Origin of the sequence: Myxococcus sp. RHSTA-1-4 (assembly GCF_020037125.1) — a bacterium.
Taxonomy (GTDB): domain Bacteria; phylum Myxococcota; class Myxococcia; order Myxococcales; family Myxococcaceae; genus Myxococcus.
The window spans coordinates 15,387-27,392 of record NZ_JAIQDG010000003.1; the positions used below are offsets into that span (position 1 = coordinate 15,387).

The 12,006-nt window shown below is 65.8% G+C and carries 9 protein-coding genes; 6 read left to right on the forward strand and 3 right to left on the reverse strand.

Annotation, left to right across the window (positions count from 1 at the left end; all coding sequences use genetic code 11):
* Window positions 1-2: 2 nt before the first annotated feature.
* Both K8638_RS05910 and K8638_RS05915 read right to left on the reverse strand, forming a co-directional pair.
* Window positions 3-1,505, reverse strand: coding sequence for a DNA cytosine methyltransferase (locus K8638_RS05910; protein ID WP_223753430.1), 1,503 nt, complete (start codon window positions 1,503-1,505; stop codon window positions 3-5).
* 40 nt (window positions 1,506-1,545) lie between these two features.
* A complete protein-coding gene (locus tag K8638_RS05915) occupies window positions 1,546-2,121 on the reverse strand; it encodes a very short patch repair endonuclease (RefSeq protein ID WP_223753431.1) in 576 nt (191 codons plus the stop codon).
* Window positions 2,122-2,312: 191 nt separating this feature from the next.
* Here K8638_RS05915 and K8638_RS05920 point away from each other — a divergent pair, with 191 nt between their 5' ends.
* The 4 genes from K8638_RS05920 (at window position 2,313) to K8638_RS05935 (ending at window position 6,660) form a co-directional block, all read left to right on the forward strand.
* The gene (locus K8638_RS05920) at window positions 2,313-4,550 is read left to right on the forward strand and encodes a hypothetical protein (protein WP_223753432.1); all 2,238 of its coding nucleotides are present in this window, start codon (window positions 2,313-2,315) and stop codon (window positions 4,548-4,550) included.
* Window positions 4,540-5,385 carry a hypothetical protein gene (locus tag K8638_RS05925; protein ID WP_223753433.1) on the forward strand — a complete coding sequence of 282 codons (846 nt, stop codon included), beginning with the start codon at window positions 4,540-4,542 and terminating at the stop codon, window positions 5,383-5,385. Before K8638_RS05920 ends, K8638_RS05925 begins: the two co-directional genes overlap by 11 nt.
* A 1-nt stretch (window position 5,386) precedes the next feature.
* Complete coding sequence (locus tag K8638_RS05930) at window positions 5,387-6,169, forward strand: DUF6339 family protein (protein ID WP_223753434.1); 783 nt, start codon at window positions 5,387-5,389, stop codon at window positions 6,167-6,169.
* Between the two features lie 329 nt (window positions 6,170-6,498).
* Window positions 6,499-6,660 carry a hypothetical protein gene (locus tag K8638_RS05935; protein WP_223753435.1) on the forward strand — a complete coding sequence of 54 codons (162 nt, stop codon included), beginning with the start codon at window positions 6,499-6,501 and terminating at the stop codon, window positions 6,658-6,660.
* Window positions 6,661-6,695: 35 nt separating this feature from the next.
* Here K8638_RS05935 and K8638_RS05940 read toward each other — a convergent pair whose 3' ends face one another.
* Window positions 6,696-7,160: a helix-turn-helix transcriptional regulator gene (locus tag K8638_RS05940; RefSeq protein ID WP_223753436.1), complete on the reverse strand. Its 465-nt coding sequence runs from the start codon at window positions 7,158-7,160 to the stop codon at window positions 6,696-6,698.
* Between the two features lie 164 nt (window positions 7,161-7,324).
* Between K8638_RS05940 and K8638_RS05945 the strand changes: the two genes are divergently transcribed.
* On the forward strand, window positions 7,325-11,557 hold the full coding sequence (locus K8638_RS05945) for a DUF4157 domain-containing protein (RefSeq protein WP_223753437.1): 4,233 nt from the start codon (window positions 7,325-7,327) through the stop codon (window positions 11,555-11,557).
* A 56-nt stretch (window positions 11,558-11,613) separates the two neighbouring features.
* Entirely contained in the window at window positions 11,614-11,997 is a 384-nt protein-coding gene (locus K8638_RS05950) for a hypothetical protein (RefSeq protein ID WP_223753438.1), read from the forward strand.
* The last annotated feature ends 9 nt before the right edge of the window (window positions 11,998-12,006 follow it).

Here is a 12,006-nt window from a genome sequence, read left to right on the forward strand (position 1 = left end):
CGTCAGGCGACAACTCTTACCACTGAGTCCTTCCCTGATTGTAGAGATTCCACGTAATCCGGGAAGGGGTGCGCAACTCTTGCGCCGAGCGTGGCGAGCAACTCGTGAGCGATGGCCCAGGCCAGGAGCGGCGGAACGCTGTTGCCGATCTGCCGGAAGGCGGGATTCATCGTGCCGGAGAATCTGAACCCATCTGGGAACGACTGAAGGCGCGCCGCCTCTCGCACGGAGATGACCCGCTGTTGCGAGGACTCGTAGTGGATGTGGCTGTAGGTGTCCTTGCCCAGGTGGGCCATCAACGTCCTGGCGGGCTCGTCCTTGGCCATCTTCCGCCACTTGTTGGGGAATTTCTTGGGGTCATACGGAGGAACGTAGTCGGCGCGGCGTGGGAGCGGCTGCCCTGACTTTCGGCACTTTTCGACCTGTTGCTCGTACAACTTCTCGGCGAGCGCATGGGCCTTGGGATAGTCGTCTCCAGGCTTCATTCTCTTGAAGAGCCGGTAGTCGCGTTGGGTGAGGCAGCGTGTGACGTGGTCCCTCAGGTATCCCGCAGATGGAAAATCGGGCCACTCCTTCATGAGTCGCGCATAGGCGCTAGGCGGATTGTCCCCATAGGGCAGCTTGCCGTTGAGGCGTCGGGTCCCACGGCGGTCCAGTCCGTGGATATGGTCTTCCAGGGGGGGGAGGTCCGCTAGGGCCTCTTCGACGGTCACCCAGGGGCGAGCATTTAGGGGGGGCGCCGCTGGGGCGCGGAATCGACTGTGCTGGGTCTCGCTCGTGTGGAGGATGTGCTTCAAGGCGACTTTGCGCGAGCCCTCGTATCCGGGGGGGAAGTTGCCCCTCCGGGTTGGTTCCGGAAATGAGGGCTTGAGACCCAGCTTTTCGTGGATGGCCACGAGGAAGAAGCGCTCGCGCAGTTGGGGAACTCCATAGTTGGCGGCGTTCAGCAGGGTGTAGGCGCACTTGTAGCCCAGCTGTTCCAGCGACTCGCAGATCTCGTCCCCGAGGTTGTGTCCGCCCCAATTGAGGATGTCGGGCACATTCTCCATGACCAACGCGAGGGGCTTCAGCTCATCCACGTACTCAAGATAGGGAACGTAGAGCCTGGCACGTGGATCGTTCTTGAACGCGACGGGGTCCTTCGCGACTTCCCGCAGCTTGGCACGCCCGACCCGGGTGAAGGCCGGGCAGGGGGGACCACCCACGATGATGTCGACGCCCCTCTCCGTTCGCCACCTCAGGTCGTCGAGAAACTCACTGGGCTTTACCCGCAAGATATCCTTGGGGTTGGCCTGCAGCTCGTCAGGCTCACCGTCCTTGTGGTGATGGAAGTTCAGGGCGTAGGAGCGGGAAGCATCCTTGTCGATTTCGATCCCGCCGATGCTGAAGCAGCCCGCGGTTACGAAGCCGAGCGCCATCCCTCCGCAACCGGAGAAAAGGTCCAGCAGCCGTGGTGGTTCTCCCAGCTGAATTCTCTCCCACTTGTCCTTGATGCGCGCGCCCATTCCGCTGGGGCTTATAGCCCATGAACCGGGGGGCGCCCACTTACGATCCGCCCCTCTGGGGCTGCCGCGCCGGCCTCTTCCACTTGCGCGTGCTCCGCTGTGCGACGACGGACCTGCGTTCCATCGGGCTCCTCAGGTCCTCCATCCAGCGTTGCTCCATGTCGCCCTCGCCCGGTAGCGCATCGACCTGAACGACCCTCCAAGAGGGAGGCGGATTCCACTCCGCGTCCTGTAGCGCTGCTCGGACGGTGTCGACGACTTCGGGAAGTGCCTCGAAGACTTGATGCTCCCAGATGCGGCAGACCCGCCAACCGTCGGCTTCGAGCTGGAGCGTCTGCCGACGGTCGCGTCCAACGTTCTCCTGCAGCTTGGCCGACCAGAAATCACTCCGCGTTCTAGGCCGCACGTAATGCTCGGGGCATCCGTGCCAGAAGCATCCATCAATGAAGATAGCGACCCGGGCTCTGGCGAAGACTACGTCCGGGCGACCCGAAGGCGTCCTGGCCTGAAGTCGAAAGCGCAGACCGGCCTGCCACAGGGCAGAGCGCAGAAGTCGTTCGGGAGAGGTGTCCCTGCCTCGGATCCTCGACATCTGCTCGGAGCGAGTAAGCGCCATACCCTCCCATTCCCTGGTTGCTCGCCTGGGGTGCGTATGCCCCGAGCGGTGTCCTGAATATCCCGACTTCAGAGGTTATTTTCAAGAGGTCCAACTGGGGGAGTCAGTAAGCAATTTCTACGACTGGGTTAATGTGCGCTCATTGACACTGGGGAGCGCATTCGGTGGGGACTCCCTTTCGCGAGGAACCGATGGCGGACACGAAGTGGTTTTTCCCCTCGACCCAGGGGGGAGAAGAGAGTGGCCTCAACGAGCCCGGAATCGAATTCTTCCGGCAGCCTGGAGCTCTAGCTCGTGAGACGCTCCAGAACAGCGGTGACGCGTGGGATGGCGGCAGCAACCCGGTAACGGTCACGTTTGAATTGCTCGATCTGCCCATCGAACAGTTCCCGGGTGTCGACCGGTTGCGTGAGGTCATTCAGAGTTGCCGCAACTACGTGCTGACGCCCTATAAGGACGAACGTCAAAAGATTGAAAATGGACGCGACTGGTTTGAAGAAGCGCTCAAGCTTCTTGCCGGGACGCATGTACCCGTGTTGCGCATCCGCGATGAGCACACGACGGGACTGGAAGGGAGTGAGCACGACGAGGACAAGGCCTGGGTCCGCCTGATCAAGAAGCAGGGAAGCGCCGCAATGCATGGTGCCGGCGGCGGCACCTATGGCATCGGGCAGCGCGCGCCTTTCGCATTCTCGCGGCTGCGGACAGTTTTCTACTCAACGCGTACTCGCGATGGGAAGAGCGCGTTCATAGGTAAGACAATCCTCAGCTCATTCCGAGAAGGGGAAGAGGTCTTCCGCCCCATCGGATTCTGGGGCAATCAGGTGGAGAGGGGGAGAGGAGTCTATGCGGTGCGCTCCGACGAGCACATTCCCGCACCGTTTCGACGCTCGACGGTAGGCACCGACCTCTACATCATGGGATTCAGTCCGGAGGGTTGGCGGGTCCGAGTGGTGGATTCAGTCATCCGGAACTTCTTTGCTGCCATCCATGGAGGACGCTTGGTCGTCCGGCTTGTTGGAGGCGGAGAGCCAATAGAGATCAGCGCGAGGACGATTGAACAGGTGGTCGAGACGCGGCTCAAGGAAGCCCTTCAGGCTGCAGGCTCTCGGAAGGGAGCTCAAAAAGAAGTTCGGGATACACTGGGCGCCACGAGGCATTACCTGAAGGCTCTTGGCAGCCCGGTAGGGGGCAAGCCATTCGAGTTTTCGCATTCGAAACTGGGACGCGTGCAGTTGTATGTTGCAATGGACGACGATGCGCCGTCGCGCACCGCATTCATGCGCACACCGCGCATCCTCGTCTATGAGCGGACTCAGAATCTGCTTAATGGTTATGCCGCTGTCTTCCTGTGTGAAGATTCCGTCGGCAACGAGGTGCTTGCCCGTATGGAAGATCCGGCTCACTCGGAGTGGAATCGCGAGAGAATTGAAGAAGGCGATCGCATCATCTCTGAGATCAACTCGTTCGTCCGGGGGTCCCTGAAGAAGCTGGCGGAAAAGGATCCCGACGAGCCCCAGGACCTTCCCGACCTTGGCCGCTACCTTCCCGAGGACAGCGCCATTCGTCCCGGAGCACGGCAGAGAGGGGCTCGTGTGCGCACCGACCGCGTTACCGAGGACGAAACTGCTCGGCACCAGCAACCCAAGGGGGCAAAGCGCGCCAAGCGAACTCAGAAGCTACCCGGTGGTCCACAGGTGCTGCTTCTTCCCATCGAGTCAGGCGATCTGGGAGAGTCGGACAACCTGTCGGCTGCGCAAGACGGTGAGCCTGTGGGCGCGAATGAAAGTGGCGCGTCGCATGAGCGGACCTCTCAGGGGGGGGCTCAGGGGCATGAGGAGGCTGTGACCACTGCGGGAGTCGGGCTCACCGGTGCTGAGGGCCCGGGCGAACTGCCTGGTACGTTGGGAAGGGAGAGTTCGGTGCCCGGCAACCGGGAGGGCTCGCGCGGTGGACCAGGTCCGTTCGGTCCAGAGGGGCCCGGTTCGATTGAGTGGCCCGAAGCTCAACGTGGCGCAGGCCCCTCGTCTGAGGAGGGAGGCTCAGCCTCTGCTCAGGTTGGAGGACAGGATGCCACTACAGGCTCCGATACTGCTCCCGGGAGTCGCGGCTCGGGGCTTCGTGCACTGTCCCCCTCTCGCGTGTCCTTCCGTGCATGGTTCTCTCCAGAGGAACGAACCACTCACTTGCTACTGCGGTCGACGCGTAGAGGGCGTGCGACGTTGAGGCTTGTCGCTTCAGGCGAGGATTCGGACTACGAGTTGCAGATTTCCTCAGCGTTCGATGTTCGTACGGGGGAGCAGTTCAAGTGCGTTGGCGACCGCATCCTGGACTTGGCATTCGAGGCGGAACAGCGCCGGGAGCTGCGTCTCGATCTTCGCCCCGCGCGTCGTGTCGCGCTCTCCATCGAGGTGGACCATGGCGCGTAGGCCTCGGACAATTTCGTTTCCGCATCCGGTTGTAGGTGTTGGCGATGATGTCGACGGAGCCCTGAGCTGCAACGAGCCCGAACTCGATTTTGGGGTCGACACCACGGCCCTCATTGTCGATGGGCTCCAGGTTGAGAACCCGACAATTGCCGGTCTCATCCGACAGGGAGAAGCCGCATTCACGGTCCGCGTCACCTGCGGAGCCACGTACTACCGGGAGACATTCCAGACGCAAGAGGGGCAACTGCGACACGTTCTCCCAACCTCGAAGTTGTTGGGGGACGTGAAAATCCAGGTTCGCGTATGTACGCTAAAGCGTCTTGAGAGCTACCGTCCTGAGGGGTTGCACCCGGACTACGAGGGGCGCTCCTTCGCCGTGCAAGCAGGTGATGTGCTCGCGGTAGGGGATGATTTCACTGTTCGCGCGGAGAAACAGTTTGACCCGCTTGCAACGGATATCCCATCCATCATGCGCATCACTCGTGGCAAGGAGAAACAGGGGGCGTTTCATGTTGATTTTACCAGGGAACAGATTGTTATCTCCCTGTCGCATGAAGATTATGCCCGTTATGGAGTTGCCAGCAATGTGGCTCCAGGTGTCATCCATTCTGCTGTCGTGTTTCCTGTCCTGTGTGAGGCGATTGCGATTCTTTGTCGTCCGCCCGAGGAGAATGAGTTCCTGGTCGAAACCCGGTGGTTTCCACGGTTGAAGGAGATGCTTGAGGCGCGAGGTATCGACGCAAGCGAAAGTCTGGTGATTGCAGCTCAAAAGTTGCTCGACGCGCCACTCGCACGGGCGCTTGCAGACACACTGAAGGGTCGCGAGGACGACTGAGATGTCACGTATCCATGTGCTCCGTAAGCAGACGCTCGATGAGTTGGAGAATCGCGTGGTCAGCGGTGAGGGCATCCCAAGGTATCTACAACCGGGGCCTTTTGATTTTCTACCCGAACAGTTGCTGGAGTTCCCACACGAGCCCCAGCAGGATGCGCCGACGCTGATGCTCGAGGATGGTCGCCGGGGGCGCGCTTCTACGGATATCGAGAATGCACTCAAGATATATGAGTGGCTTGGGCCTATGTCCGAGACAGAGGCGCGCGATGAGCGATTGTGGGCGTGGTTGGCTCACGTTCCATTTGCGGATTACACGCGTTCGCGCTGGCCGGTTCCCACCGACGCCAAACAGGCTCGAGACTCCATCTTTGATCATTGGTTCGTCTACCACGAAGGCCGGAGGTCGCTGCGTCGCCATGCAATTGGACGCCTTTGGTGGGCGGTCCATCTGACGCGTGCGCCCTGGGAATACGACGATGCGCTCGCTCCGCTGCGAAAGGACGACCCGTACGCCTATACCCGGATGCTTCTTGGTAATCAGGAGGTCTTCTTTCATACGCTCGAACGTGAGTTTGGTAGTAATAGGCGCATTCTGATTGCTCTGCTTGAGGTGATTGATCGCTTCCGCGCTCGCCGGGCTCCGACCCCTCTCGTTAAGTGGTTGGCGAAAGAGGTCAATCTGGCCTGTCGCTACCGTGAACTCGACCTGCTGCCCATTGAAGAACTCCTTGCGTTCATGGAGGCGATGGCGGCGCTGGAGAGGGAGTCCACTGCAGGCACCTGAGTGCGATGTCGAGGTGGTCGACCGGGAGTTCCTCTGCCTTCCCTCATGAGCATGGGGCACCGACTTGCCTGAGGGGAGCGCCATTTCGCCTTCTCTCCTCGCGCCACCGGTGCGCAAGTGCGGTTCCTGACACCGCCGCGCTCGCCTAGCGCTCAGTTCCCACCAAGCCTCCGGTAGCCTGGGCCTTCCTTGTCTCAGGCTTCATGGAGGGGCAGGGGCTTCCGGGGGGATTCGCATGGCCAGGGACGAGAAGAACAGAGCCCTCATCGACGGCATGAGCCCGGGACCGGCAGCACTCAGCGCTGTCCATCAACGAGGATGATGGAAGCGTGCTGGGCATCGACAAGTTGGTGCTCGATGAGAAGGTGCTCGGGGAAATCCCGTTGGAGCAGCGCTTGGTATTTGTGCTCGCTGAGTCCACCTCCACCTACCTCTTCTGCCAGTCCGTGGCTGAGCGGGTGCTCGCGCTCCACTCGGAGGGCCCGCGCTGACCGGAACGGCGCCGCGGGCCTCACTCCGTGGCGCTTCAGGGCCGGCGCGCCGGTGGCGGAGTCCCCGCCTTCGGCGCGGGGCGCGTGTCCTCGTCCGCCTCCCGCTCGCGCGGCGTCTCATTCCCTCGCGGACGGTGGGGGAGGGCGGTGGCTATCATGTTCAGCAGCCGCAGCTCCGAGCGGGACATGCCCTCGAGCTTCTGCCTCAGCTCGCGCAGCGCCGCGGGCTCCTTCTCGGGCGCGGCCAGGGGCTTGCGCCGCCTCCCCGGGGCCATGTCAAAGGCCATGTCCAGCGCCAGGGCCTCGTGCGGCGGCACCCGCAGCACCTTGCACACGGCGCGCAGCGTGGTGAGGCTGGGTAGCATCTGGCCGCGCTCCAGCCGTGCGTACACCTCCCGGGCGAGGCCGAGCTGCTCGGCCACGTCCGCCTGGGTGAGGCCCAGCAGCTTGCGGGCCTCGCGCAAGCGCATGCCCAGGTGAATGCCGAGTTCAGTCTTCATTCCGTGCCATCTCGCGAGGCGGCCCTCTGTAGCACGGCCGACCCGGGAGGTGATGGAGCCACGCGGCGGATTCAACGACCCGGGCCGAGGAGGCGGGGCGTACCGTGCGCGTGGAGCGCTCGGGGTAGTAGGCTAGGGAGCGGCAACCTCGGGAGGGCTCGTCCATGTCCACGTTCGACCGGAAGCCACGCCCTGCCTTCTCCTCCTCCCCGGCCCCGGACGCGAAGCCGGCGTCGCTGAGCCAGGGGAAGACCCCCCTGACGAACCCGCTCCAGCCCCAGGCCGCCCCGGCGGGTGGCACCGGAGCGGTGGAGCTGTCATCACCGGGCGCCAGTGAGGCCGGGGAGTCTCCTCCCGCTCCGGCCCTCCGGTTCGACTTCTCCCGCATCCCCCTCTACCCCCCGCTTCGGGAATCGCTCCAGCGGACCTTCGGTCCCGAGGCGGCGCGCATCCCCATCCACCCGCGCTCATCCCTCGCCACGGGCGCCAGGGGCCTCACCGTGAACGGCGAGGTCCACCTCGCGCCGGGCTTCGATGACGTGCGGAGTGCCGACGGCCGCGGGCGCGTGGGGCACGAGGTCGCCCATGCGCTCCAGCAGCGTGCCGGCGCCGGAGGCGGACTGACGGGAGCGCGCCGGGCGAATCTGGAGGCGGAGGCCGGCCTCGCCGCCCGCTCCTTCATCGAGGGAACGCCCTTCGCCATCCGTGGCCAGGCGCCGGCACGGCTCGCCCTCTACGATGGGGACCCTCCCAACGGGCTGCCTCCACCGCAGACCGTCCGGTGGGGAGGAGACCCCTTCACCATCACCTTCGAGCGCAGCCAGGAGAACGGCTCGGACTCCCTCTCCGCGAGCATCGAGTACACCGGCCCCTTCCCCCTCGAGGGGCCCTCGCTGGAGGGCCGGCGCATACGCCTGCGCGTCACGCTGGGCTCCGCGCCGCTGCGGGCGGTCCTCCTGCCTCCGAACGAGTTCGCTCCCGGCGAGAACGCGCTCTCCCTGGACCTCTACGGCAACGGCGCCCGCGTGGTGAAGCTGCTCGACCGGGTCCGGGTCGATGCGAGTCCCGGCAAGGGCCGGCACCACGACCTCTCGTTCGGTTTCAGCGGTGGCAGCACGTCGTACCTCTCCGTCTGGGTGAAGGACCCGAACGCCCGCCCGGCGACGGAAGCGCCCTCACCCGCGACGCAGGGAGACCTCCCCGGCGAGAATCCAGCGTCCCTGATGGACCTGCGCACCCTCGGCGCCGAGCTCCGCATCGACGGGGATGGGGACCAGTCCAAGGAGCTCCTGCTGCACCTGGTGCCGAAGGACCAGTGGCCCGACCCGACATTCAAGGACGTGCCCCGGAACATGCAGCTGCGCGTGATGCAGTTGTCGTCCCGGCAGGAGCGGGCCTTCATGTTCCAGCTTCCCGCTCCGGCGCCCCACGCCCGGGGCAGCTTCTTCCCCCTCTTCCGCGAGGCCACGGATGGGAAGGCGCCGTCCCGCATCTCCCTGGTCCTGCCCACCGACTCCCAGCCGCTGCTCATCTACCCGCCCACCCGCGACACGAAGGGTGTCACGTACCGCATCACCGTGGCGGGCCAGCAGCTCACCGCGGTGTTTCCCCCGGAGAAGGTCGTGCACCGCATCGCCTCCGCGGGCGAGGTGCGGACGGCGGGCGGCATCTCCTCCGTGGACATCACCCTGGGGGCCTACCGGGACCGCTTCCGCCTGACCGTGACGCGCAGTGGCGGGAGCGCCATGCTCGGCATCTCGGCGCTCGGCCCCCAGGGGCCCTCGGGGGGCACGGGCGTGCCGCTCCAGTTCGCGGGCGTCCCCTCCCTGGAGGTCCTCGACGGGGACGGGCTCTCCCTGGCACTCGACCTGGACCACGACCAGCAGGCCGACCTGCGCCTCCATGACCGGCTCGACTCGCCGGCTGAAGTGGATGGCGGAGGCAACCCGGAGCAGAACCGCAACCACCAACTGCGCGTGGTGGGCCCCGCCGTCGGCGGCGAGAAGCTCTTCCACTTCACGGTGCGCCAGGGCTCCCTGCGCGGAGGGGCTGCCCGCCCGAGCCGTGAGGACCAGCTCGCGGCCTCCAGCGCGCAGGCCATCACCGGCCTGGGGGAGCAGGCCGCCCTCGGGTCCGTCAGCGACGAGCTGAACGCCTACGAGGGCGCCATGCGCGCCGAGCGCCACAAGGCCGCCAGCCGCGGGCTGCTGGGCAAGGGCACCTACCAGGCCTGGACGGAGCTGTCCGCCGACATGGTCCGCCTGGAGCCGCAGGCGAATGCCAACAACGTGCAGCCCGCCCTCCGGGACCAGGCCAGCGCCCATGCCGCGGCCTTCTACCAGGCACTCGCGGACGAGACGCGCGGCGAGGTGCGGTTCCGGGCGGGGCATGGCTGGTGGAGCACGAGCAACCCGTACACGGGCGCGAACATCAGCCCGGCGGGGGAGCGGGGGGCGGGCCCGGAGCTCGCGGGGAGCCTGAAGAACGGAAGGTGGCAGGCCGCGCTGTCGCAATACCGGTTGCTGGTCCAGGGCATGGACCAGTGGATTGTCGAGCGGCTCCGCAAGGCGGGCCGCACGCAGGACGTGCAGGATGCGCAGCGCGTCGAGTACCTGGGCGCGATGCGGGAGCAGCTCGAGGCGCTGCGCGGGAAGCCCGGCATCCGCCGCGTGCAGGCCGTCTTCCACCCGGATGAGCAGTACAAGTCCACGGCCCGCATCTTCGAGGTGCCGTTGTCGCTCCTCCTCTGGTCGGAGGGCGGCAAGTGGCACCTCAAGGACATCACCAACCCGAAGAACACCTTCGAGGACACGGAGGACGCCGCGCGGGGACAGAGCGAGCCACCGCGGTCGCTCTTCGAGAAGCTCGACTACAAGGTCCACTTCCCCAAGGGCATCATCCACTACCAGGTGCCCGGCGGGAGCGGCGGGCGCATCGAGACGACCGAGCGGCGAAGCTGGCACGAGTACCTGAGCTACATCGGGCTCGGGGCCGCCGCGGTGGGCGTCTCGCTGGCGACCTTCGGTACGGGCACCGTGGCGGTGGCGGGTGCGTGGGTGCTGGCGGGCTCGGGCGTCATTGGCGCCGTGGCGGCCGCCGGCGACGTGGAGGAGCGGCTGCGCCATGGCAACCGCGACTGGTCGGCCATCTCGCTCGATGTCGCGGCCATCCTCGCGGGGCTGGCGGGCGCCTCGGCCCTGGCCGCAGGGCGCATCACGCTGGGCGCCACGGCCGCGGCCCGGCAGGGCCAGGCCTGGTCCGGACTGGCGGCGCGGCTCGCCGTCTTTTCGGAGCGGCTCTACCTGCCGCTGAACCTCGGCAAGGGAGCCGCGGACGCGCTCACCCTGGTCGTCCTCACGGACCAGATTGCCGGGCAGCTCGACCAGATTGAACAGGCGCCCGGGAGCCGCTCGGACAAGGACAGGGCCAAGGCGCTGGTGCTGGCGCAGTTCCTGGCGACGGGGGGAATCCTCGCGCTGGGCATCAAGGGCTCCCTGCCCCGGCCCGGGCGGGGCCAGCGCCTCTACCTGCACTTCCCCGCGGAAGGTCCTCCGGTCGCCACGCTCCTCCAGCACCTGGAAGAGACGACGCAGGGGCTGCGGGGCGTGCGGCCCCACCTCACGGACACGGACTTCCTGGCGCGGGCCGAGCGCGCCAACAACCTCCAGGTGAGCCTGACCAACAACAAGAAGGTGCCGGCGACGAAGATTGTCTTCCTGGAGCCGATGCCGGGCTCCAGCCCGCTCAAGGTCGTCGAGGTGCTCGACGACACGGGCGCGGCGCTGGGCAAGCTCAAGGCCACCGCGGATGGATTCCAGATTCCGCTCCAGCCCGCGGCGCGGGTGCGCGTCACGCTGGCCGATGGCACCGTCTTCGAGTGGATTCCCACGCAGGCTCCGCACCCCGGCTACCGGCTGGCCATCAAGCCGTCGAAGCCCTTCCAGGAAGCGGGCTTCTCGGGGGGACATACCCGGGAGGCCTGGGCCGCGACCATGCGGGCCTACGGAGACAAGATAAAGGTCACCAGCCAGCAGAAGCTCGGCTTCCGGGTGCCCGGCGACAAGGTCGATACCGAAATCCGGGGCATCCGCTATGAGTACGACGGCAAGGCCGTCAACGTGCCGAAGACCTTCTTCGAGGGGCAGGGGACGGGCTCGCTCACGAACTTCGAGAAGCACCTGTATGCCCACGCGTCGTACGCGCTGGAGAGCGCCGCGCCCACGGACCGGTTGGTCGCGGTGAAGGTGCCGGTCGTGGACGGGGCGGGCAATCCCGCGGTGCTCAAGGTCATCATCGCGCGGGACGTACCCGCCGCGGGGGACCGCATCGGCACCATCCGGAGCTGGTGGATTTCCGAGGAGAACTTCACCAACCCACAGCTCGTCCGTCCTCCCTGAGCGCCCGGCGGCTCAATCCACCTCGAAGCGGGAGGAAGCCCTGGTACCTTCGAGCCATGCGCACCGTCCGCCTCGAAGGTCCGAGCATCCGCGTCTCCGAAGACCCGAATCGCGTCATTGGTGAGTTCCTGGAGTTCGCGCTCTCGCTGAAGAACATCTCCGGGCGCCCACCGGCCGAGGAGTTCGCCGAGCGGTTCTCTCCGGAGGGGCAGGGGATGAGCCTGCCCGACGTCTTCATGGCCTACCGTCCCGAGAGCCCGGATGACCTTCCCCCGGAGTCTGGCGAGGAGGCCCTGGAGGCGCTGGGCCGCGAGGAGCTCTGGGTGCTCTCACGGCTCCAGTATGGCCAGGGGCCGGAGTCCGCCATCGTCGAAGGGCCCGAGCTGCGGCACCTCTTGCAGGAGGCCCTCTCCCAGCGCGGCGCGGCCTCCGTGTCCTGAGGCCTCGGG

What these genes read in the sequence shown, in the direction of transcription:
- K8638_RS05910 (WP_223753430.1), bottom strand. Translation starts at nt 1,505, where the DNA reads ATGGGCGCGCGCATCAAGGACAAGTGGGAGAGAATTCAGCTGGGAGAA.
- K8638_RS05915 (WP_223753431.1), bottom strand. Translation starts at nt 2,121, where the DNA reads ATGGCGCTTACTCGCTCCGAGCAGATGTCGAGGATCCGAGGCAGGGAC.
- K8638_RS05920 (WP_223753432.1), top strand. Translation starts at nt 2,313, where the DNA reads ATGGCGGACACGAAGTGGTTTTTCCCCTCGACCCAGGGGGGAGAAGAG.
- K8638_RS05925 (WP_223753433.1), top strand. Translation starts at nt 4,540, where the DNA reads ATGGCGCGTAGGCCTCGGACAATTTCGTTTCCGCATCCGGTTGTAGGT.
- K8638_RS05930 (WP_223753434.1), top strand. Translation starts at nt 5,387, where the DNA reads ATGTCACGTATCCATGTGCTCCGTAAGCAGACGCTCGATGAGTTGGAG.
- K8638_RS05940 (WP_223753436.1), bottom strand. Translation starts at nt 7,160, where the DNA reads ATGAAGACTGAACTCGGCATTCACCTGGGCATGCGCTTGCGCGAGGCC.
- K8638_RS05945 (WP_223753437.1), top strand. Translation starts at nt 7,325, where the DNA reads ATGTCCACGTTCGACCGGAAGCCACGCCCTGCCTTCTCCTCCTCCCCG.
- K8638_RS05950 (WP_223753438.1), top strand. Translation starts at nt 11,614, where the DNA reads ATGCGCACCGTCCGCCTCGAAGGTCCGAGCATCCGCGTCTCCGAAGAC.